The organism is Proteus mirabilis ATCC 29906 (assembly GCF_000160755.1).
Taxonomy (GTDB): Bacteria; Pseudomonadota; Gammaproteobacteria; order Enterobacterales; family Enterobacteriaceae; genus Proteus; species Proteus mirabilis.
This window is the reverse complement of sequence record NZ_GG668593.1, coordinates 35148-59037: the sequence shown is the minus strand read 5'-3', so window position 1 is coordinate 59037 and position 23890 is coordinate 35148. Positions and strand designations below refer to the sequence as shown.

General features: G+C 37.5%; 16 protein-coding genes. 7 read left to right on the top strand and 9 right to left on the bottom strand.

The window, feature by feature from the left end; all coding sequences use genetic code 11:
• Nucleotides 1–102 precede the first annotated feature (102 nt).
• Together tmaR and HMPREF0693_RS17865 are read right to left on the bottom strand one after the other, a co-directional pair.
• Nucleotides 103–441 carry a PTS system regulator TmaR gene (tmaR, locus tag HMPREF0693_RS17870; RefSeq protein WP_004247073.1) on the bottom strand — a complete coding sequence of 113 codons (339 nt, stop codon included), beginning with the start codon at nucleotides 439–441 and terminating at the stop codon, nucleotides 103–105.
• Between the two features lie 260 nt (nucleotides 442–701).
• The gene (locus HMPREF0693_RS17865; RefSeq protein WP_004247072.1) at nucleotides 702–1964 is read right to left on the bottom strand and encodes an MFS transporter; all 1263 of its coding nucleotides are present in this window, start codon (nucleotides 1962–1964) and stop codon (nucleotides 702–704) included.
• Between the two features lie 419 nt (nucleotides 1965–2383).
• On the opposite strand from HMPREF0693_RS17865, the gene sbcB reads away from it, so the two are divergent.
• Nucleotides 2384–3814 (top strand): exodeoxyribonuclease I, encoded by a 1431-nt coding sequence (gene sbcB, locus HMPREF0693_RS17860; RefSeq protein WP_004247071.1) that lies wholly within the window; start codon nucleotides 2384–2386, stop codon nucleotides 3812–3814.
• Nucleotides 3815–3895: 81 nt separating this feature from the next.
• On the opposite strand, the gene dld is transcribed toward sbcB, so the two are convergent.
• Both dld and HMPREF0693_RS17850 read right to left on the bottom strand, forming a co-directional pair.
• Nucleotides 3896–5665: a D-lactate dehydrogenase gene (gene dld, locus HMPREF0693_RS17855; RefSeq protein ID WP_004247070.1), complete on the bottom strand. Its 1770-nt coding sequence runs from the start codon at nucleotides 5663–5665 to the stop codon at nucleotides 3896–3898.
• Between the two features lie 217 nt (nucleotides 5666–5882).
• Nucleotides 5883–6776, bottom strand: coding sequence for a LysR family transcriptional regulator (locus tag HMPREF0693_RS17850; protein WP_004247069.1), 894 nt, complete (start codon nucleotides 6774–6776; stop codon nucleotides 5883–5885).
• A 149-nt stretch (nucleotides 6777–6925) separates the two neighbouring features.
• Between HMPREF0693_RS17850 and HMPREF0693_RS17845 the strand changes: the two genes are divergently transcribed.
• Both HMPREF0693_RS17845 and HMPREF0693_RS17840 read left to right on the top strand, forming a co-directional pair.
• Nucleotides 6926–8575: an alpha-keto acid decarboxylase family protein gene (locus tag HMPREF0693_RS17845; protein ID WP_004247067.1), complete on the top strand. Its 1650-nt coding sequence runs from the start codon at nucleotides 6926–6928 to the stop codon at nucleotides 8573–8575.
• A 316-nt stretch (nucleotides 8576–8891) separates the two neighbouring features.
• Nucleotides 8892–11825, top strand: coding sequence for an autotransporter domain-containing protein (locus tag HMPREF0693_RS17840; RefSeq protein WP_004247066.1), 2934 nt, complete (start codon nucleotides 8892–8894; stop codon nucleotides 11823–11825).
• A 64-nt stretch (nucleotides 11826–11889) separates the two neighbouring features.
• On the opposite strand, the gene HMPREF0693_RS17835 is transcribed toward HMPREF0693_RS17840, so the two are convergent.
• The 5 genes from HMPREF0693_RS17835 to yieE form a co-directional block, all read right to left on the bottom strand.
• Nucleotides 11890–13269 carry an APC family permease gene (locus tag HMPREF0693_RS17835; protein WP_004247065.1) on the bottom strand — a complete coding sequence of 460 codons (1380 nt, stop codon included), beginning with the start codon at nucleotides 13267–13269 and terminating at the stop codon, nucleotides 11890–11892.
• Nucleotides 13259–13468 carry a hypothetical protein gene (locus tag HMPREF0693_RS19645; RefSeq protein ID WP_017628390.1) on the bottom strand — a complete coding sequence of 70 codons (210 nt, stop codon included), beginning with the start codon at nucleotides 13466–13468 and terminating at the stop codon, nucleotides 13259–13261. Before HMPREF0693_RS19645 ends, HMPREF0693_RS17835 begins: the two co-directional genes overlap by 11 nt.
• 751 nt (nucleotides 13469–14219) lie before the next feature.
• Nucleotides 14220–16202: a ligand-gated channel protein gene (locus tag HMPREF0693_RS17830; protein WP_004247064.1), complete on the bottom strand. Its 1983-nt coding sequence runs from the start codon at nucleotides 16200–16202 to the stop codon at nucleotides 14220–14222.
• A gap of 780 nt (nucleotides 16203–16982) precedes the next feature.
• Nucleotides 16983–18470, bottom strand: coding sequence for an amino acid permease (locus HMPREF0693_RS17825; protein ID WP_036932513.1), 1488 nt, complete (start codon nucleotides 18468–18470; stop codon nucleotides 16983–16985).
• A 122-nt stretch (nucleotides 18471–18592) separates the two neighbouring features.
• Nucleotides 18593–19483, bottom strand: a complete 891-nt coding sequence (gene yieE, locus HMPREF0693_RS17820) for a DNA-binding transcriptional regulator YeiE (protein ID WP_004247811.1) — start codon at nucleotides 19481–19483, stop codon at nucleotides 18593–18595.
• Between the two features lie 184 nt (nucleotides 19484–19667).
• Here yieE and HMPREF0693_RS17815 point away from each other — a divergent pair, with 184 nt between their 5' ends.
• From HMPREF0693_RS17815 to mtr, 4 genes are all read left to right on the top strand, one after another.
• On the top strand, nucleotides 19668–20753 hold the full coding sequence (locus HMPREF0693_RS17815) for a YeiH family protein (RefSeq protein ID WP_004247810.1): 1086 nt from the start codon (nucleotides 19668–19670) through the stop codon (nucleotides 20751–20753).
• 147 nt (nucleotides 20754–20900) lie between these two features.
• A complete protein-coding gene (nfo, locus tag HMPREF0693_RS17810) occupies nucleotides 20901–21746 on the top strand; it encodes a deoxyribonuclease IV (RefSeq protein ID WP_012367755.1) in 846 nt (281 codons plus the stop codon).
• Between the two features lie 84 nt (nucleotides 21747–21830).
• Nucleotides 21831–22247: a nucleotide triphosphate diphosphatase NUDT15 gene (locus HMPREF0693_RS17805; protein ID WP_004247058.1), complete on the top strand. Its 417-nt coding sequence runs from the start codon at nucleotides 21831–21833 to the stop codon at nucleotides 22245–22247.
• 296 nt (nucleotides 22248–22543) lie between these two features.
• Nucleotides 22544–23785, top strand: a complete 1242-nt coding sequence (mtr, locus tag HMPREF0693_RS17800; RefSeq protein WP_004247056.1) for a tryptophan permease — start codon at nucleotides 22544–22546, stop codon at nucleotides 23783–23785.
• Nucleotides 23786–23890: the final 105 nt, after the last annotated feature.

The window sequence follows — 23890 nt, the reverse complement described above, 5'->3', positions numbered from 1 at the left end:
CTTTTGTTTTATGGCTTGTGTGACCATAACTATGATGAAAAAACGAAAAAAAAGGCCTCTGAACAACCATTCAGAGGCCTTTGAATTTGCCAGCTAATATAATTAATTTTTAATATTAGGAATATTTTTAATTTCACCCATCGCTTTTAATTGTTTTGACAATTCACGACGCTCTTTAGAGAGATCGGCATTTTTTATGATGTAATCATCTACACGATCTTCATAGTCACTACGCATATTAGCGATAATACCGAGTACATCTTCAATTGACATACCAGGCTTAATGTATTCACTTAAGTTGTCTAATAAAAGAACACGTTTTTGGTTATCACGGATCTTTTTCTCATTGTCAGTGATCTCACGACGGATTTTGTTTTTACGACGATACATACGCACAAACTCCAGTACGTTTTGGAAAGACGGCTTGCTTGCGTTATCCATTTCCTACACCTTTACAATTGATATTTAAGAAAAATAGTACTGTTTAAGATTATCGCTTAATCGTGTCAATAAACAAGTAAAGTTTATAAATTTAATTGATTTGGCTTAATAAACAGTAGATTAGAATGATACGCTCTATTCAATATAGTCAATCAGCCGATATTCGTAAACCTAAATAAAATCGATAAAAAAAGCTACCACTCACGAATGGTAGCCATAAAAATTATCTAGCAGCGCTGTAATAGCTAATGCCTACCCGCTTAAATCGGTTGAGCTTTATTGTTACTATCGAGATCAGTCATATCATGTTGTGGTAATGCTTTCGAGTCAGCACGTAACAACACAGCAGAAAGTAACGTAGTACCGACGACCATACATCCCATCACCATATACGTAGGGGCAAAACCGTAATGATCATAGCCATAACCCGCTAATGGGGATAACAATGTTGCCACAATGGAACTGACACATTGGAAACCGACTAAATACAATGTAGAAGATAAACGCTTATCAAAATGTTGGCTGTTATATTTAAAAATAGAAATTAACAGGATAGGAAGCTCAACGGCATGTAATAACTTCATACAAGAGATCATTATCGGCCCTTCAACTAATCCAGAACCAATAATACGCGCAGCCATCACACTACTCGCCAATAATAAACCGTTTTTCGCCCCTATTTTGTTCACTAAGAAAGGCGCAACAAACATTCCTCCCGCTTCTAAGAAAACCTGTAAGGAATTAAGATACCCGTACATCTCATTACCTTGCTGTAATGATGCAAATTGTGAAGAGAAGAAAACCGGGAACTGTTGATCGTAGACGCTATAAATACAGGTTCCGACCACAAATAATATTAATGCCCAAAAGCGCGGTAATGACAGTAAGTTTAATGCATCATTGATGGTGAGTGCAGAAGGTTTACCATGCTCTAATTGATTAAAAGCATCTGGTTTATCTGTTTTTAGTAACGCCAACAGAATTAAGAAGATCACCCCCGCTATCGATGCCATAAAAAAGTTATAGTTAGGATCGATATTGATATTATGCCCAGCAATAAAAGTTGCCGATGCCCATCCCAAAGAGCCCCACATCCTCGCCCTGCCATACTCAAAACCACGAATACGGCTAACACGCTCAGTATAAGATTCTAAAACGCCGATCCCGGCATTAAAAGTCATTCCTACATAGAGCCCTCCGAGAATAGAGCCAATAAAAATATTCCAGCGCAATATTGTCGCAAAGCTAAGAAAAAAAGGCCCCGATAAAATAAGCAATACCGCGATAACCAGCAGTAAATTTTTGCGTAAACCCAGTTTATCTTGAATAAAGCCATAGAGTGGCTGGGCACATAAAGCAATCAATGATATAGCCGAGAATATCAAACCAGTATCTGTTGCTTTAAGTCCAACATATTGATGTAACCAAATAGAGATTAATGAAAACGATGAAGACCATGTAAAAAAGAAGAAAAATAGCAACGCACTTAAGATCACATAGTATTTTTTAGCATCTTTATTCATTGTTAAGCGCCTTATAAAGTCATTTTGCGACCAGAATGTTAACGTTAACTCTATTTATAACGTAGAAAATATTTACCATTATGTGATTTAACGCACTAAAGTTAACGTTAACATATAAGTTATGTGCGATAGATCGCTATTTGTATATCCCCATTAAACGAGGTTCTCCCTATACTCAACGCTATGCTCCTTTTATTTCTTATTCATTAGATATTTCACGTTTTAGTCAATATGGTTTACCATACCTTTTATCGCAGTTAAGCATTGTTAACAATTTGATATTTGTGACACTATCATCAATCAAACTTTGTCGTTATATCCATTGTTTAAACCCGATGCAACTCAATAGTGCAAGGTTTAATGCTTTAAAACTCATTTAAAAATCAATTAATTAAGCAGATAAATTACGGTAGGAAACCTTGTCAAATTCAGCTAATACCCCCACTTTCTATATCTATGACTACGAGACCTTTGGTACGCATCCTGCGATGGATCGCCCTGCGCAATTTGCCGGTGTCAGAACAGATATGGATTTTAATATCATTGAAGATCCTCTGGTCATTTATTGCAAACCGAATGATGATTACTTACCTCAGCCAGAAGCCGTCATGATAACGGGGATCACACCACAAATAGCACTAAAGAATGGTGTATCAGAAGCTGAATTTACTCGCCAAATTCATCAAGCCTTTAGCCAGCCTAACAGTTGTATTATGGGTTATAACAATTTACGCTTTGATGATGAAGTCACCAGAAATATCTTATATCGTAATTTTTATGATCCCTATGCTTATAGTTGGCAAAAAGGAAATTCACGTTGGGATTTACTTGATGTTTTACGTGCATGTTATGCATTGCGTCCTGAGGGAATTAATTGGCCTGAGAATGATGATGGTTTTCCGAGTTTTCGCCTTGAGCTATTAACTAAAGCAAATGGGATCTCCCACGAAAATGCGCATGATGCCATGTCAGACGTTTATGCAACTATTGCGATGGCAAAAAAACTCAAACAAGCGCAACCTCGTATGTTTGATTATTTCTTTAATTTACGTGATAAACGTAAAGTACAAGCACTGATAGATATCCCAACCATGACGCCGCTTGTGCATGTCTCTGGTATGTTTGGTGCAGCGCGTTCTAATTTAAGCCTTGTAGCTCCTTTAGCTTGGCATCCAGATAATCGTAATGCGGTAATTGTTTGTGATTTAGCTGCGGATATTTCCCCTTTATTAACCCTCACTTCAGAGCAATTGCGTGAGCGCTTATATACTCCTCGCAGTGAGTTATCTGCCGATGAGCCACCAGTTCCGATAAAATTACTGCATATTAATAAATGCCCTATCGTTGCACCTAAAAATACCCTCAGATCTCAAGATGCCGATAGAATTGGGTTAGATATTGATAATTGTTTAAATAACCAAGCAATATTGCTGTCTAATCCTGAGATCCGCAATAAAGTCGTCGAGATTTTTGCTCAGCAAACACCATTTACCCCTGCAGATGATGTTGATGCTCAATTATACAATGGCTTTTTTAGCGATAATGATCGTAGCGCGATGGAAATTATTCGCTCAACACAGCCACAAAACTTACCAGCACTTAATTTAACTTTTGAAGATCCACGTATGGAGCCGCTGTTTTTCCGTTACCGTGCGAGAAACTTCCCAGCCACATTAACTTATGATGAACAACAACGTTGGTTAGCGCATAGAAAAGAGCAATTAACGCCAGAAAAGCTGACTGAATATATCAATACCATTCAGCTGTTAGCAGAAGAACATAGCGATAACGAAGAAAAGCTAAAACAACTGCAAGAGCTATATTTATATGCTCAAGAAATTGCGAGTTAATAACATCAGATAAGCAATTAAATTACGCAAAAGGCAGGTTTCCCTGCCTTTATTATGTTTAGCTGTCATAGAATAAAAAACTTATTCTTTGTTTTCTATATGATTAACTTCAGCTTGATTATGATTATGCCCGCAACCACACTCTTCTCCCCAATATTTTAATTTGGAGGTTTTACCAATGCCTGGGTTCATGCTATTTGTCGGATCGTTATGTTTATAAAACGCTTTTAATTGCGGTTTTGCATAATAGAGATGCCCTACATTATGCTCTGCTGGATATTCCGCACCACGTTTGTCTAGTAAGGCTAACATCTGTGCTTTAAGTGCCTTAGCGTCAACACCTTTTTTAATAATATAATCTTGATGCATAACGTGACACATAAAGTGACCACAGTACAATTTATAGAGCAATTGGTTTTCTATTTCAGGAGGCAGTTTTTCAAACCAATCTCGATCATTACGACGTAATGCAATATCCAAAGGTAGCACATCTTCCACATCGTTAATATGAACGGCATGATAACGCACCGCGGCACCCGCGGCGGCAAAACGATGTAAAAAGGCTTTATTACCTTCTTCTTCTGTACATTCGAAATAATCCCCCGTGGCATGTTTAAAGTATTCTTTTAAATAAGTTGAGGCTTCTTCTATACCACTATCCGCCATTCTTAGCATTAAATGGTGCTCATATTTATCGCGATATTCTGTCATACGAGCAGGTAAATGAGCAGGCCATAACTTACTCATCAATTGCATTGTTCTATCAGTTAGATTCTTAGGTAAAAATGGCACTTTATTAAGAACAGCATCAACACGCCCTTTAATAGCAAATAATGCTGGCATCTTATCTGTACCTAACTTATCAATAATTAAAAAGGTATCTTTGCCATAAACTTCTGCCATTTTGTAGTAACTTCGATGCATATACTCACCCGCAACGGGTAATACCTTAAATTGACTGAGAATATGGCGACGGATATCTTCTAACTCATCAGGATCATTGGTCCCAATATAGAAAACTTGAGTGCGATGATCAGCAGGAAAAGTATCTAATCTTACGGCAAAAACAGAGAGCTTACCGGCGCTTCCCGCCGCTTCAAAGAGACGTCTTTCGTCATTATTAAATCGAGATGGTGTATCTGCATCAATATCACGTACTCGCTCACTATATTCATGATCAGATGCCAGTTTATCCGTCGCATGAATTTGTTTCGCATGATAATGTCGATTATCCAGATTGGTTAATATCTCTTCCGGAGTGTCACCTAAATCAATTCCCAAATGGTTGATAAGCTCTGCTTCACCTTGTTCATTAACACGGGCGTAAAGTGATAACTCAGTATAAGCAGGGCCGCGGCGCACTAATGCCCCCCCTGAGTTATTACAAATGCCTCCAATTACCGAAGCACCAATACAAGAAGAGCCTATCACTGAATGTGGCTCTCTTCCTAATGGCTTTAATACTTTTTCTAAGTGCCATAATGTACTGCCAGGAAAGGCAATAACTTGGTTATATTCAGAAAGAACTTGTATTTTATCTTGGCGCAAGGTACTGATGATAACAATATCACGATCATAGTCATCACCACTGGGGGTTGAACCTTCTGTTAACCCGGTATTTGCCGCTTGCATAATAATAATTTTATCGGCTTCAACACAGGTTTTAAAAATACGCCACTGTTCTAATAAAGAGCCGGGGAATACCACTGCCAGTGCTTTTCCCTGTCCGGAACGAAACCCTTTACGATATCGCTCTGTTTTATGCTCTTGGGTTAATACATGTTTTTTACCGACAATACCTTCTAACTTACGAATAAAATGCTGGTTTGTGGAGCTGCTACTCTCATTCATTGTCCCTATCCTATTCCTGTCTTGTCTGATTTTTCTATTTATCACTGTTTAATTTTTATTTAAAAATAATGAGATAAAAAGAAATGTATTATCAATATAACCACTTTTATACCATTGTGAGCAAGTTAATCACAATAAATTAGCCACTAGTTTGATAAAATAATTATAGCTACCATTAATAAAACGCTTTTTACAAAGCGTATTTATCATTCCATGATTAAATATTCTCTTTCATTAATTTCTCTATTGCTAATTTATTCCATGCTTGGCAACTACGGCTTTGGTAACTATTTTGATTGGTGGCTAAAGCTAATTGATAAGATAACCTAGGGGAAGTAATGGGAATAACCACTAAATCATCGATAGGATATTTATTACACATGCTATTAGGCAACAGTGTGATCCCGACACCGGCTTTAACCATTGCAATAATTAAATCTAAATGATTACTTCTCCCCACAATTTGTGGTTCAATGTTATAAATCCCACAAGCACTACGTACCAAATCATTAATACGAAAATCTTCTGAAAAAAAGATAAACCGCTCTGTAATAAGTTGTTTAAAATTAACCTTCTTATCTTTAGCCAAAGGATGGGATTGTGCTACTAATAACATCAAGTGATCTTCTGAAAAAATGGTTAATTCAAAATCTTTATCATTAAAAGGTAACATCACTGCAGCAGTTTCTACCGTGCCTTCTAACATCGCATCTTCCATCTGTTTGGTGCCCAGCTCAAAAATTTTAAGTTCAACATTGGGATGGCGAGAGCTAAACGCCATGATAATATCAGCAAAATAGGTTGAGGCTATAACAGGAGGTAATCCGACATTTAAGGCGCCTGTTAAAGGTTCATCTTTATCATTTAATGCTTTATTCATACTATTAAATTGAGCGAGGATCTGCTTTGCATGCTCATATAAAATAGCACCGTCATCAGTTAATTTTACCCCATCCACTTCTCTTATTAATAAAACAGTGCCTAATTCATCCTCTAATTTTTTAATGCTACGACTAATGGCTGGTTGTGTAATAAATAAAGCATCAGCGGCTCGGCTAAATCCATTTAATTGAACAACTTCAATAAAATAGCGTAAAACACGAATATCCATAAATAATTTTTACCTTATTACTTTTGGTTATACCCCCAATAATAATAAACCATTTCCTTAAAAACAAAATTAGCGATAGAACATTAAGCATAATGTAGGAACTTTACTATCATTTAGTAGATTATTATTTCAGATTTTCTGGAGATTATATGACAAACACAGTTATTAAGTACGTTTTAGACCGATTATATGATTTAGGTATCAAAGATATTTTTGGTGTTGCTGGTGATTACGCCTTCCCTATTGAAGACACTGTTTGCAACAACCAACAACAACGTTGGATTGGTAACTGTAATGAATTAAATGCGGCATATGCTGCAGATGGCTATGCCCGAATTAAAGGTATGGCAGCATTATCCACTACCTTTGGCGTAGGTGAATTAAGTGCGATTAACGCTATTGCTGGTGCCTATGCTGAAAATTTACCGATTTTCCATTTAGTTGGCATGCCAGCAAGTGGCGTACAAAAAAGTAAACGCCTTGTGCATCATACTTTAGGTAATGGTGATTTTGATGTTTTTTATCAGATTGCTCAGCGCCTTGCTTGCGCTCATACTATTTTAACACCCGAAAATTGTGTGGAAGAAATGGAGCGCGTAATAGAAGCAGCATTAAAAGAGCGTCGTCCTGTTTATATTGGTATACCTTCAGATTATGCTAATAGCCAAGTAGTAGCGCCGTTATCTGTTACCGCACCACAAAAGCCAACAAGTGATAAAGCAACATTAGAAAAAGCAGTATCAGCAATCATTGAGAAACTCACCCACAGCAATAATGTCTGTGTATTACCAGGCTTTTTATCTGCACGTTTAGGGTTAACAGATAAAATCCAGCATTTTATTGATAAAACAGGTTTACCTTATGCCACTATGTTTATGGATAAAAGCATATTAAGTGAATCTAACGCGCAATATGTTGGTATGTATGACGGACAATTAATGACACCAGAGGTCAGAGAATTTGTCGAAAGTAGTGAATATATATTAGGGATCGGTACATTAATGACTGACTTTAATACAGGCAGCTTCACTGCTAATATTAAATCAGAACAATTAATCAGTATTATGCCAGATTATGTTGAAATTGATTCTGTGATCTACTCCTGCGTTTATATGACAGATATTCTTTCTGAATTAACCCAACGACTACCAAATAAAACTTATCATAAAATAACAGCGAAAGGATTAGGTGAAGCGGTTATATCTGATAATGATAAAATTACAGCACAATATCTCTATCCTCGTTTAGAACAATTCTTTAAACCTAATGATATTATTATTGCAGAAACAGGAACCTCATCCATGGGATTAGGCTTCGCTTTATTACCTGAAGGTGCACAATTTCATAATCAAACACTATGGGGCTCTATTGGTTGGGCAACACCGGCTGCATTAGGCGCTGCGTTAGCGGCACCAGAAAAACGCATTATTTTAATTACCGGTGAAGGCTCTCATCAATTAACAGTACAAGAAATTAGTCAATTTGTTCGTTTCGGTTTAAAACCTATTATTCTAGTATTAAATAACGATGGTTATTTAATAGAGAGATTATTATGTGATTACCCCGAAGCTTATTATAATGATTTAGCTCAGTGGAACTATCATCAGTTACCGCAAGCCTTTGGTGCAACAGATTGGTATAGTGAAAAAGTAACTACAGCAAGTGGACTAGATAATGCGTTAAATAAAGCCGCACTAACAAATAGCGCATCTTATATTGAGATAGTCACAGAGCGATATGAGGCCTCTGAATTAGCGCAAAAATTAAAAGAATCAAAAAGTTCATTATATTCATTCTAAAATGAATAAGTAGAATAACTAATTAAGCATTTAACAGTACAAAATAGATAAAGCTTAGCTAATTTGCTTAATAAATAAGGTATAATTTAAATCATCGGCATACTCTAATTTTTATTTTTAATATAGAGAATATGCCGATATTTTTTACTACATTGGTCACACTATATTCAAACTATCATATAATGTTAGTAAAAATAATAAAAAAACTCTGAATAAATTACTACCAAACAATTTAGAAAATATCTCTAATATAATAATGCCTGTCATAAAAACTAAACATAGCTAATATAAATTAGCTCTCAATTTTTTAGAGACTATGGCTTATTTTATGAAAAATATCGTAATACCTACCTCGTTAAGCTGCTTTTTTTTACTTTTTTCCCATTCAACATGGTCTGAAACCAATATTTCACAAACCAAGCAACGTATTATCGACCAACGTAATTATTGGTTAGATGAAATCAAAAATGGTGTTATCACAACTAGCCCTCAAAAAGGATCGAGAACCGCCGAATTAGATAGAATAATCAGTAATAATTATCAAGCCATTACCGGCAAACGTAGAGAACTTGCCGAAGCGGATAAATCACAGTCTCATACTTATGTGTTGAATACCTATGCTAATATTTTATTTGGTGATAAGGCTAAATCGATCAACTTTAGCGATATTCAAGCTTATCAAGATCTCAATAAATTACATAGCACAGGCACCTATGCTTATGATACAAATAAAAAAAGAGTACGCTCGATAGATTTTATCTTAAAAGAACTTTTTTTACGTGGCCGACCTTACCAAGTACTTGATAAAGAAGGTCATTATCTTGATAACTACACCTCTATAACAGGCTCATCTTATCCCAGTGGTCATACGTGGAACGGATACAAACAAGCTGCAGTGTTATCCATCTTATTCCCTGAAAAGGGCAGTGAAATGTTTGCCCGAGCAATAGAATATGGTGAAAGTCGAGTTATTGTCGGGGCACACTTCGCAACAGATACCATCGCATCCAGAATAGGCAATTATTACCTGCTGTCACAAATGCTTGCAGATGATGACACCACCCGCACTTTTGTAGAGCTTGCCAAAGAAGTCCGCCAAAATGTTGCTAGCCAATGCAAAAATCAACATTGCTTAACGACCTCGACAACAATCACTAACGATGAAACAGGTTATTACGCAACCAAAGATCCAGAGCCTGCACCACGCATTACCCCTAATGAAATACCAACATCTGCCAACGCTTTACTGCGTTTACGCTTTGCCTATTTAACCAAAGAGCAACGGCAATCTATCTTAGCGAGTACCGCCTACCCGAGTAATTCATTGGCTGGCTGGGCTGCAAACAAAGATGATCCAAACGCCAATTGGGGATTAATTAATCTCCCGAAAGCCTATAATGGCCCTAGTTATTTCTACAATCATTTTATTGTTAATCAAATAACTAATGAATTTGACTTTGCTGAATTTGGTCAACTTGATGAATGGAAAAATGATATTAGTGGGCCTGGCAAATTAATCAAACAAGGTAATGGCACCTTGATCTTATCAGGCAATAACCATTTTGCTGGCGTTGAAGTTAATCAGGGTCATTTACTGCTCACTGGTGAAAACCACTATGCAAAAAATTCTTCCATTAATGGTGGTACATTGCTTCTTGAAGGAACACTAAACACTTTACTAGATGTCAACAAAGGAGCATTGCTATTAAATGGTGGGAGCGTTGATTCTCAAGTCAATATCAATAACAAAGGGATACTTTCTGGTAAAGGAAAAATTAATAAGCTGGCCGTTTATTCAGGAGGCATCGTATCACCGGGTCATTCAATAGGTACAATTAATATCGATGATACTGTTATTTTTAATTCTGGTGGCAACTACCATGTTGAAATAAATTCACAAGGTGATAGCGATAAAATAATCAGTTTGGGTACCGCGACACTGAATGGTGGAATGGTTAATGTATCGCTTGAAAATAGCCAAAATCTGCTAACAAAAGATGATGTTCAAAGTTTATATAACACAAAATATACCATTTTAACGGCAGATCACGGTGTTAATGGTCAATTTACTGATGTAAATCCAAACTATCTTTTTTTAGGTACCACACTGTCCTACGATAAAAATTCAGTAATACTAAATGTCGGAAGAAATAACACCGCCTTTTCAAGTGTGGCTAAAACAAAAAACCAACTATCAATCGCCAATGCGATAGACGCATTACCCTTGGGACATCCTATTTATGAAAGCATTATAAGAATGGATACAGGGAATGATGCCCGCTCTGCCTATAATCAATTAACAGGTCAAATTCATGCGGATATCTTATCTAACCAACTCAACAATAGCCGGCAAATAAAAGAAACACTCCTCTCTCAGATTAAAAATGCAGAAATAATTAATAGAGAGAAAGAAAGTGCAGGTAACAAAGGTCATGTTTGGGCTAAAATTCTCTCTAATTGGGAAAAGACTTCCAATGATGGCAATGCAAATAGCTATGATGCTTCCACCTATGGCGTACTATTAGGTGCAGATCAGCGGGTTAGTCACGATAAAATGCTGCTTGGTATTGCAACAGGGGTCACCAAAACCTCACTATCTGGTGATAACAGTCACGCAAATAGCGAAAATTACCACTTATCACTCTATGGTGGCTATGATTTTGACACAATCGTGTTACGTGCTGGTGCATCTAATACCTTTCATCGTATCCATACAACAAAATCGGTCAACTATGGTGTACAGTCAGATAAAAATAAGGCGAATTACAATGGGAACACTAGCCAAATCTTTATTGAAGCAGCTTATCCCATCACCCTCTCAGATACACAATTAGAGCCTTTTGTTAATCTTGAATATGCCAAAACGAAAAATGCTACCATTAACGAGCAAGGTGGACGAGCAGCCTTACAAGCCCATTCGCAAACTCTAGAGTCAACCACCTCCACTACAGGGCTACGTTTAAATAACCAATGGAAATTTAACAATAAATCAACGGTTTCTCTCTATGGTGAGCTAGGCTGGAGACACCAATATAACGATGTAGAACGAGGGATCCATTTACGCTTCACACAAACCCAGCCTACATTTATAGCGAATAGTGTTGATGCTGCTCGAGATGCACTGGTGGTAAAAGCTGGAACAACTATCCAAATCAATGAGACATCAAAAGTCTCAATTGGATACAGCGGACTAGCGGCAAGAAATCAGCACGATAATGGTATTGATATGAAACTCTCTATCGCGTTCTAACATAAACAAAAAATGGCCTCACTGATGAGGCCATTTTTAAACAATCAACACACTAAATACAATGTTATTTCTCTGGCATTTGAGGCATAGGTCGACGGAATCGACGAGTGATCCACACCATATAAAGTATACCAATTGCCCCCCAAATCAGTCCTAATTCCATAGAGCCTGGTTCAAGGTTTACCCACAGTACCCCCATTGTCGCGGCACCAATAATCGGTAATATAAGATAGTTAATATGATCCATTAACCCTTTATTACGACGCTCACGAATGTAGAACTGCGAAATAACAGATAAATTGACAAAGGTAAATGCCACTAACGCACCAAAGTTAATTAACGCTGTAGCAGTGACTAAATCAAAAAAGATCGCCCCTAGCGCTAAAAAGCCAACTAACAGTACGTTAAATGCCGGTGTACGCCATTTGGGATGAACATAACCAAACGCTTTTTCAGGGAATACACCATCACGTCCCATCACATACAGCAGACGCGCAACACCTGCGTGAGCCGCCATACCCGATGCTAATACCGTCACACAAGAAAACACTAAGATAATAGACTGGAACAAGGCTCCTGCTACATACAGCATAATCTCAGGTTGTGACTCTTCTGGATTTTTAAAACGTGAAATATCTGGGAAATATAATTGTAAAAAATAAGAAACAGCGATAAAAATTAAACCACCGATTAACGCAGTTAAGAAAATCGCTTTTGGTATCACATTACCGGCATTGGGTGTTTCTTCAGATAAGGTACTAATGCCATCAAACCCTAAGAACGAGAAGCACAAAATTGTCGCGCCGGTTATCATTGGGATTAATTCAGCATCTACTGACGCAAATGGGCGGAAAGTCCATAACTCCCCTGTACCTTCGCCGTTATATACGCCATGAATTAATAAACCAACAAATACCACCATTACAGCTACTTGAATAACAACAATAACGGTATTTAAGTTAGCCACAACGTTAATTCCGCGTAGATTAAAAAATGTCATTAACGCGACTAACGCAACAACAAAGATCCACGGATCAACGCCTGGGAATATGGCTTGTAAATAAATTTTAGCCAATAAGATATTTATCATTGGCATAAATAAGTAGTCTAATAATGAAGACCACCCAACCATAAAACCAACATGTGGACTCATGGATTTTTGTGCATAAGTATAAGCAGAGCCTGCTGAAGGGAAACGCTTGACTAATTTCCCATAGCTCACTGCGGTAAATAAAATAGCGGTTAACGCAATAGCATATGATGTTGCCACATGACCATTGGTTATGCCTGATACAATACCGAAAGTATCAAAAATCGTCATAGGTTGTAAAAATGCCAACCCCATCATGACGACTTGCATTAGCGTCAATGTTTTGCGTAATTGAACACGGTTATTAACACCAGTTTGATTGGTGCCGATAGAGGAGATGACATTATCTGACATGAGCGAACCCTCCCATAACTTCGAACTGAGTACTTGATAAACTCAACCGACAGTTACTGGGAAGACTTCGCATCTGTCTATAAACAGAATAGAAAGAAGTTTTTGAGGACAGGAGTGAGTTTAGGAGACGCCGTGCTCCGTAGTCATCATTACCGCAGGTGCCGTTAGGCCCGACTGCGAAAGAGAATAATTGTACCATATTAGCATTCCTCTATCACGACAACCCTTTCTCTAAGGGGCTGGCTGCTAATCAAATTATGTTATCTATTCAGACTAAAATAAGTCTGACCTCTTGGTGTAGTAATAAGTAAAAAGCAAAAAAAAACCGATGCAGTTAAAACGCATCAGTCATATTTTTAGTGGGCGCATTTTGCACGTCTCAGACTTAAATAGCAATAGATTTTCATCAAAAAACCACCTTTTTTTACGATCTTTTTAAATAGCAAACTAAGTTAGCCTTTACTGTCACATTTCATTGACAATATTTGCGTTTTTATCACAAAGCCTAACTTTGAGATATAGCCTATTGTCGTTTGGTATTAAACAACAAAAATCATTAATACATTAACAATCAAAAAGTTAATTAATTTTGCATGTTATATACAACAATACCAACCAAAATAAAGCATCAATGATACATAAACAAATCTAATGTAAATTAATTGCTTCTTTCACGCTATAAAGACTAAAAAAGATACAGATAACTGAAATACCATTATTTTTCAACAAGCCATATAGAGTAATCAAAAATGATTTTCAGTAATAAGAAAAAAAGATTAAGTATTCAGTAAAGATAGTCAGTGGTTAAAACAAATGAACCTTATTTTTAGGTGATTCATTAAACTAAATATAAATGCCTATTATGCATTTTGCCAGTATTGGCTTTAATTAAATAACAAAAAAAGCTCCACATAATGTGGAGCTTGATTGACACACACTGAGGGATAAAACTAGAAGTTGTAGTTTAATCCGATGTTATAACGACGGCCTTCTAAGGTTGAACCGTAATTATCTCTTTCGATGCGACGATCAAAAACATTATAGACGCCACCGATCAGATTTAGTTGCTTCGTTAGACTATAGCTAGTACCTACATCAACAAAGGCGTATGAAGGTGTGCTCTTAGCCATTGAAGTACGTGATAAATAGTCTGATGTCTTACCACGGAAATTAATGCGTGCCCAAGTTTCCATTTCAGGTGTGGTTTCCCAATTTAAGGTCGCGTTTGCCATATGGCGCGGTTGCTTATTCAGAGGCTTACCTTTGAAATCGCCACTCTTTTGTTCCGTATCTGTGAACGTGTAGTTTGCTGCTAAATTCCATTCTGGGGAAATAATCCAGTTAGCAGTAACTTCAACACCGCGCATATTGGCTTTATCAACATTTTCACGAGTACTCACAAAATCATAAACATGTCCAAATCCATCACTCGCTTTACATGGTTTAGATGAGTCTTTGTCACAAACGCGCCTTTCCATTATTTTATCTTTAAAATCAGTATTATAAATCGTAATACTTGCATTTAAATTATCTCGATTATCCCAAATAATACCAATTTCTTCTGTCACCGATTTTTCTGGTTTTAAATCAGGATTACCGTAAATAACCGCATCATAACGACCACCGCCTGTAGCTTGTCCCCAAGTGGCTGTCGCTTGACGTAAATCCGGTGAACGATATCCAGTAGATACCCCACCTTTTAATGTCCATTCATCAGCTAAATGCCAAACACCATAAACTCGCGGTGTCCAGTGAGTACCAAAGTTTTCATCTTTATCCATCCGTAAACCGGCGGTTAAAGCGAAGTCGTTTGTCAATGTCCACTCATCTTCAGCAAACAGCGCCCAACTATAGCGATCTAGCTTATTATTACCTTTAAGCTTATTGCCTTCATCTTTCAGCTCTTCATAGCGATATTGACCGCCGACACTTAACATATGATCACCAAACATAAAGACGGTTTGGTTACGAACAGTTGTATCATCATAATCCATTTTACGTGATGGATTGCGGCTTTCATCGCGCTGAACATAGGTATTCATAGTACCAAAATCATAAATACCATCATGGGTTAAGGCATAATGCGTTAACTCATAATCAGTAAAGCTACTTTGTGGTTTTTTCCCTTTAACAAGTTCAGCTGATTTTGAATAGCCAACACGTGAATCACGATGTTGATTATCTTTTTTAAATTCAAATTCAACGGTATTTTTCTCATCTGGTGTCCAGCTTAATGTACCGCCACCACTTGCCGTGATCTGACGGTTATAGCCATCAACACGTCTATCTTCACCACGGTGAGAATATTGCCCTTGCAGCTTTAGACCTAACACATTATCAATCAATGGACCTGCAGCATAGAAACTACCTTGTCCTGTATTTCCTTCATTTTTACGCTCAGTCAACGTTGTGTCACCACGTAAACTAAAGTTCCATTCTTTTTGCGCTTTACGCGTAATAATATTGATAACGCCTCCCATGGCATCAGAGCCATATAAAGAAGACATTGGGCCTCTTACTACCTCAATACGCTCAATCGCGGGTAAAGGAGGTAACCAACCTTGTTCAATACCTGAGTTATCACTATTAGGACGCGTTTCACGAGATGCAACACGCTTACCATCGACTAAGATCATGGTATACTTAGGATCCATACCACGAATACTAATATCAGAGCTGCTACCGCCCCCCGTCACTAGCACCCCCGGAACATCTTTTAGCGCATCAGTCACATCACGATATGATTTTGTTTCTAATTGTTCACGAGTTACAACTGAAACAGAAGCTGGAGCATCTTCAACAGTCTGTTTAAATCCCGAAGCGGTTGTCACCAGTAACCTTTCAGGATCTTCTGCGGAAGCTGTCATCACAAAACTTGATGCAAGAGCAGCAACAACGCCAAGCGCAATTTTATTTTTCTTTAACACTACCATTCCCGATTCTCCAAGAATATATATTCTTTAAGTTTTATATAGATGGACAGATCGACAGTTGCTCAACAATGAAGGTAATTAATTTAATTACCCTTAGTTATTTTGATATTATTTTTATATCCCTATTGACTAAATTCCTATACTTCTGCTGTTATTGTTTTATGCTTCTATAAGATTTTTATCATTCAAGTAATTTGACATATAAATTTTCTTTTAAAACAATGTGTTAATAAAATCCTATTAATAGAGACAATATATTTATCAGGCTTGTCTGTAGATTAATCAAACAAATATATACCTACATCTATTTGCATATTGCTATTGATTTTCTATCCAGCTGTTTCATTAACAGATAAATATGCCAAAGTTTAACCTGATAATTTATTCATCACTTTTTTGCATTAAAATTGATTAATTGAGAATAATGTGACAAATAAGAAGAAAATTCGCTTAATTGATATAATACGCGATATTCAATATATGACTTCTTATACAACGATGCGTTATTAGATGAGCTAAAAATCGCTCTAGAGAGTGGATGATGACGCTTTACATACATCAGATCTATTTTCTATAACCAATAACACTGTCGTCACATTATTATGCAATAAACTGTTTGCTAACAATAAAGCAAATAAGAATACTTATCAATGCGATTGCGAATATAAATTAGAATTTTCTCTTATTTGTGTAATTATTAGTCATAGAATAGAAAAAGAGCCGGCTAAATTGTGATAAAGTTCACAAATTAGCCGGCTCTCTATTTAGTGATAAAACTAACTATTTTTTGTTTTCAATATGCTCAGGAAACTGCATTTCACTGTAGCGAATAAAACGTGTTTTCTTCACTATTTTATAGGTAAACCAAATCAGCAGGAATAATGGGATCCCAATATAGGTTGCCACAACACCATACCAGTCAATAGTATCTTCTAAAAATGCCTGATAGTTTTGACCTAATGTAATAATTAAACAGAGAATAAAGGCAAAAATAGGTCCTACAGGGAAGAAGCCTGAACGATATGGCAATTCATTCAGATCTCGACCTTGTGCTACATAACCCCGACGAAAACGGTAATGACTGATTGCAATACCTAACCAAGCAATAAATCCTGTCATACCTGATGTATTTAATAACCATAAATAAACCGTTTGGTTACCATACATTGAGCTTAAAAAGCATAAACCCGCAACCACTGTTGTTGCATAAAGTGCATTACGTGGAACACCGTTTTTGGATAATTTACCAAAAAATTTCGGCGCTTTACCTTCTCTTGCTAAGGTAAATAACATACGCGTAGATGCATACATACCGGAGTTCCCTGCCGAAAGCACCGCCGTTAAAATAACTGCGTTCATGATAGCGGCAGCTGAAAGTAACCCTGCATTTTTAAATACCAGTGTAAACGGACTCACACTGATGTCACCCACATCATTACGTAGCAAGTTAGGATCGGTATAAGGAATGATTAAACTGATAATTAAGATAGCTAGGATATAAAACAGTAAAATACGCCAAAAAACTTTACGTACTGCTTTAGGAATATTTTTCGCAGGATCTTTCGACTCCCCCGCTGCGATACCGATAAGTTCAGTTCCTTGGAAAGAGAACCCAACAATCATCGCTACCCCTATCATGGCGGCAAAACCACCAGCAAAAGGCGCATCGCCGATTTCCCAGTTGTGCCAACCTGCATTTTCAGCGCCTTTCATAATACCGGTGATCATCGCAATACCCACCGTAATAAAAATAATCACGGTCGATACTTTAATTAATGAAAACCAATATTCAGCTTCACCAAATCCCTTTACAGAAATATAGTTAAGCAAGAAAATAACGGCTAAAAATAACGCACTCCAAATCCAACCATCCACATCAGGGAACCAATACAGCATCACGAGCTGCGCGGCGACTAAGTCAACTGCAATCGTCACAGCCCAGTTGTACCAGTAGTTCCAGCCTAGTGCGAAACCAAATCCTTCATCAACATATTTAGAGCCATAGGTTGAAAAAGATCCGGAAACAGGCATAAATGCCGCTAACTCTCCAAGGCTGGTCATAAGGAAATAGACCATAAGTCCTATTAATGCGTAAGAGAGTAATGCGCCCCCTGGCCCTGCTTGAGCAACAGTTGCACCTGATGCGACAAAAAGCCCTGTACCAATTGAACCACCAATAGCGATCATCGCTAAATGTCGCGCCTTTAATTCTCGACGCAAAGTGCGTACCGCACCCGATTTTGCGGTATCTGTTTGTTGTTCTGACATTATCATTCCACGGTTATATTCATATTCCTAGCATCAATTGTAACAAATCTGGCTGTGGTGAATAGCAAGGATCTAGGATTATAAGATACCTTCATAATCGGGCTTCAATTATTAGTAACTTATCAAGCGTTGTCGATTAAATGTTCAGCATTACAATATGAAAGTAATTTTTTGAGGGCATCAGAGACATGTTTTTGGCGATGATAGACCAAATATAAAGTACGTTGTAATTTTAGACCTTCGACCTTTATCTCTTTTAAAGAGCCACTCTCTATTTGATCTTGGATCACTCGGCGAGATAAACAACTAATCCCCATTTCATACATTACAGCATGTTTTATCGCTTCTGAATTACCTAATTCCATTTCGATTCGATATCCGGGTAATGAAGCAAACAGCAGATGATTGAGTACATCTCGCGTCCCAGAACCGTTTTCACGTAGGATCCACGGCGCGGATTGAAGATCGGCTAATGTCACTGTTTTCGCCTTAGCTAAAGGATGTTCAGGGGAACAAAATATGACCATTTCATCCAGTAGCCATTTTTGGCTGATCAATTCAGAGCTTTGGCAAGCCCCTTCAATAAGGCCTAAATCAACACGGAACTCACTGACTGATTTGACGACTTCTTCCGTATTGCCAATACTCATTTCAAGTGGAATATCGGGGTAGTTACGATGAAAATTACCCAACATTTGTGGCAAAATATAATTACCAATAGTGGTACTTGCAGCAATACGTAAAGCACCATTTCCGGCTTGAAATAACTGCTCTACTTCAGTAGCACGCTCAAGTAAAGAGAGTGCCCTTGGATATAATAATCGCCCATGTTCATTAGTCACTAAGCGCTTCCCCACTCTATCGAAAAGTTGTACTCCTAACTGATTTTCTAGATCAGTTAAAGAAGCACTCACAGCGGATTGAGATAATGCCAACTGTTGTGAAGCCTGTGTTGTAGAACCACTTTTAAGTACTTCAGTAAATACTTCCAGTTGTCGCAATGTAATACGCATGTCCATCCCACCTTTTAGCTGTCATAGTAATAACATACTATCCACAAACCAATAACATACCAAGAACAATTGTGAAAATATATCCATATTAGTTTTAGTGGTTATTATTATAAAAATAATGAATTTAATAAATAATAGTATCTGTTATATGCTTATGCAAAATTTACATAAGCAAGGTTTTTCTATGTCAGAGCAAAGTCAAACAACCACATTGGCTAAAAAATGTTTTATTCCTGTTTATCGCTGGCTCCCCGGCTTGCTGCTAACAGGTATATTAACCGCCCTCGCTATTTACGTAGGTGATATTCCATGGTTTTCCAGTATGGGGTTAGGTGCTCTTACACTGGCTATCTTATTTGGCATTATTGCGGGTAATACGGTTTATCCCATCGCTAAACCTTATAGTGATGAAGGCGTTAAGTTTGCCAAACACTATTTACTACGTGCGGGGATCATCCTATACGGTTTTAGACTCACTTTTCAGCAAATTGCAGATGTAGGTGCAACAGGATTAATTATTGACGCTATTATGTTGACCTCAACGTTTCTCATTGCAATGTGGGTGGGGAAAAAATATTTTGGTCTTGATGATCAAACCGTCATGTTAATTGGTGCGGGTAGTAGTATTTGTGGTGCGGCTGCGGTCATGGCAACAGAGCCTGTTGTCAAAGCTCAGGCGAGCCAAGTTGCGGTGGCTGTATCCACTGTCGTAATTTTTGGAACTATCGGTATTTTCCTCTACCCATGGTTTTTCCATCTTAACGCTTTTGCGGGTTGGTTACCTTTTAGTGAAGAAACTTTTGGTATCTTCGCTGGTTCAACCATACATGAAGTCGCTCAAGTTGTTGCGGTGGGTCATTCAATTAGTCCAGATGCAGAAAATGCAGCCGTAATTAGTAAAATGATCCGCGTGATGATGCTGGCACCTTTCTTAATTATCCTTTCTACTTATATTAGTAAAAAGGGCCGTAAAACAGTAGGTGCGACAACAGAAAAAAGTCCGATAACTATTCCTTGGTTTGCTGTGTTCTTTATCTTAATGGCTGGTTTTAATTCATTTAATTTAATTCCTGCCGCTATTGTGAGCTATATCGTTACTATTGATACTATTTTATTGGCAATGGCGATGGTAGCACTAGGTTTAACAACGCATATTAGTGCGATACGTCAAGCGGGTGTAAAACCACTACTGCTAGCTTTATTTCTCTTTTTCTGGCTAACGTTAGGTGGTGCTGCTATTAATATCTTTATCCAATCTGTGTTGATGTGATTGTTTAATCTATCCTTGAGTATGTACCTCCGTATTGCGCAACTTATTCTAGTTTAAGTTGCGCTTTTTTATATTTCCTCATATTCGGATGTCAATAAGCCCACGATTTGTTATCGTAGTGTGAAATAAGATTAGAGGAGAACTATGATGAAATTTGTTGGCGCACATGTCAGTGCTGCAGGTGGTGTTGATCAGGCTGTATTACGAGCTCATGAGATCAAAGCAACGGCATTTGCTCTTTTTACTAAAAATCAGCGCCAATGGAAAGCAGCCCCGTTATCAACTGAATCGATTGATAAATTTAAAAAAAATTGTGAAATCTATGGCTATGGTCCAGCACAAATTTTACCACACGACAGCTATCTGATTAATTTAGGGCATCCAGAAGAAGAAGCCCTTGAAAAATCAAGAGCCGCTTTTCTCGATGAGATGCAACGCTGTGAGCAATTAGGCATTGAATTACTTAATTTTCACCCAGGTAGCCATTTAAAAAAAATCGATGTTGATAAATGTCTGCAACGCATCGCTGAATCAATTAATATCACCTTAGATAAAACCCAAAATGTGACCGCAGTGATTGAAAATACCGCTGGACAAGGCACTAACTTAGGCTATCGTTTTGAACATCTCGCCGCCATTATCGATGGTGTAGAAGATAAATCTCGAGTGGGCGTTTGTATTGATACTTGTCACACTTTTGCTGCAGGTTATGATCTACGTACTGTTGAAGACTGCGAAAAGACCTTTGCTGAATTTGATAATATTGTCGGCTTTCAATATTTAAAAGCCATGCACTTAAATGATGCTAAAAGCGAATTGGCTAGTCGTGTCGATCGCCATCATAGTTTAGGGCAAGGCAATATTGGCAAAGTACCCTTTACTTATATTATGCAAGATATCCGTTTTGATGGGATCCCACTTATCTTAGAAACAATTAATCCTGATATTTGGCCAGAAGAAATAGCTTGGTTAAAATCACAACAAACTCAATAACCTTATTTCTTTTTTACTTGCGATTTGATGTACTAAAATCGCAAGCCTCTATTTTTTTATCCGTATGCTATTTTGGAGTCTCTCATGTCTGTAGTCGTTGGTGTTGGAGTGATCATCGTCAATGAAAAAGGTGAAGTATTATTAGGTAAACGCTGTGGTAAACACGCTCCTTATTGGTCAATTTTTGGTGGCCATGTTGATCCGGGGGAAACCTTTGAGCAATGTGCTATTCGTGAAATTGAAGAAGAGATTGGCATTACCATCCCTACTCCTGAAGTGATTGGGATCAGCAACAATCTACAAACTTATCAATTAGAAGGTAAACATACCGTATCTATCTGTATGATAGCGCAATATCAAGGTGGCGAGCCTAAGTTAATGGAGCCAGATAAATGTTCTGAACTACGCTGGTGCTCACCTGATGATTTACCTGAACCCCATTTTGAAGCGAGCCGTAATTCTATTGCTTTATGGAAAAGTAAACGTTTCTATCAACCTTAATTAACACTCTTCATCATTATTCTGAATATTCTTTATTCAGAATAATGTTTTTCCCCTACTTAGTTATTATTCAACGTGATCTTTTTTCTGTTTAATGTCCTTTATTATATTTGGCTTATTTTTGAGCACAAATGATTTAACCCATTGATTTATATAAAGATAAAAACTTATTGTACTATTTTTATTCATTTTTTATTTAATAAACAAGGAAGTGCTCTATTTACACCCTCAGATCAAGCGTGTATTCTCTACACTATCAAGCTAGTACATTGAGTCATTTTTTATAAGGACATGTTATGTCAGAAGTCACATCCATTGCTAAACGCCCATCTATACTCGGTGGTGCGATGATTATTGCCGGTACGGCGGTAGGCGCCGGTATGTTCTCCATCCCTATTGTGACTTCCGGTGTGTGGTTTACCGGCTCTATCTTTTTACTCATTTATACTTGGTTTTGCCTATTTATGTCTGGCTTAATGATCTTAGAAGTTAATCTTCACTACCCCCTAGGATCAAGCTTTCATACTATTACCAAAGATTTATTAGGTAAGGGATGGAGTACCATTAATGGTCTTTCTATTGCTTTTGTTCTCTATATTTTAACTTATGCCTATATTTCTGCAGGTAGCTCCATCATTGTGCAAAATTTTGCTAATGTGGTTAGCTTGCCACAAGCCGTTGCAGGCTTAGTATTTGCCCTTGTTGTTGCTTTCTTCGTTTGGTTATCAACCCGAGCCGTTGATCGCTTAAGTACCATATTAATTGGCGGTATGATTGTGGCTTTTGTATTTGCTATCGGTGGATTATTTACCGAAGTGAAAATGCCAGTATTATTTAATACAACAGAAAGCCATGCCAGTTATTTACCTTATGCACTAGCCGCATTACCTTATTTATTAACCTCCTTTGGTTATCACGGCAATATTCCTGGATTAGTCACCTACTACCGTAAAGACGGTAAAGCCGTGATGAAAAGTCTATTAATTGGTACCTTGATTTCGCTGGCTATCTACATTTTATGGCAGTTTGTTGTACAAGGTAATATTCCTCGTGAAGGCTTTAAACAAGTCATTGCTGAAGGCGGAAATATTGGTAACTTACTGGCACAAATGCGTATCAATACAGCAAATACTTCCGTTTCATTCTTATTAGACTTGTTCTCATATATGGCATTAGCGAGTTCATTTTTAGGCGTGTCTTTAGGGTTATTTGATTATTTAGCTGATTTCTTTAAATTCTCAAATACTGGGACAGGACGTTTAAAATCGGCCATCGTAACTTTTGTACCACCCACCATTTTAGCGATTATTTTTCCTGATGGCTTCTTGTATGCTATTGGCTTTGCAGGACTTGCAGCCACAATTTGGGCGGCGATAATTCCAGCATTAATGGCAAAAGCCAGTCGTCAACGTCATCAGCAACAAAGCTTTAAAGCACCTGGTGGCACCTTTATGATTATCTTTGTGATCTTATTTGGTGCAATTAATGCGATTGCACACATATTAGCAAACTTTAATCTCCTACCTATTTACCGCTGATCTTCCGTCAAGCCAGCAATATGCTGGCTTGAACCTTCTTCTGCCAAAAAAATATTGCGAAATACTTGCCAAGTTTCAGTACTACGAGTAATTTTGTCGCCATTA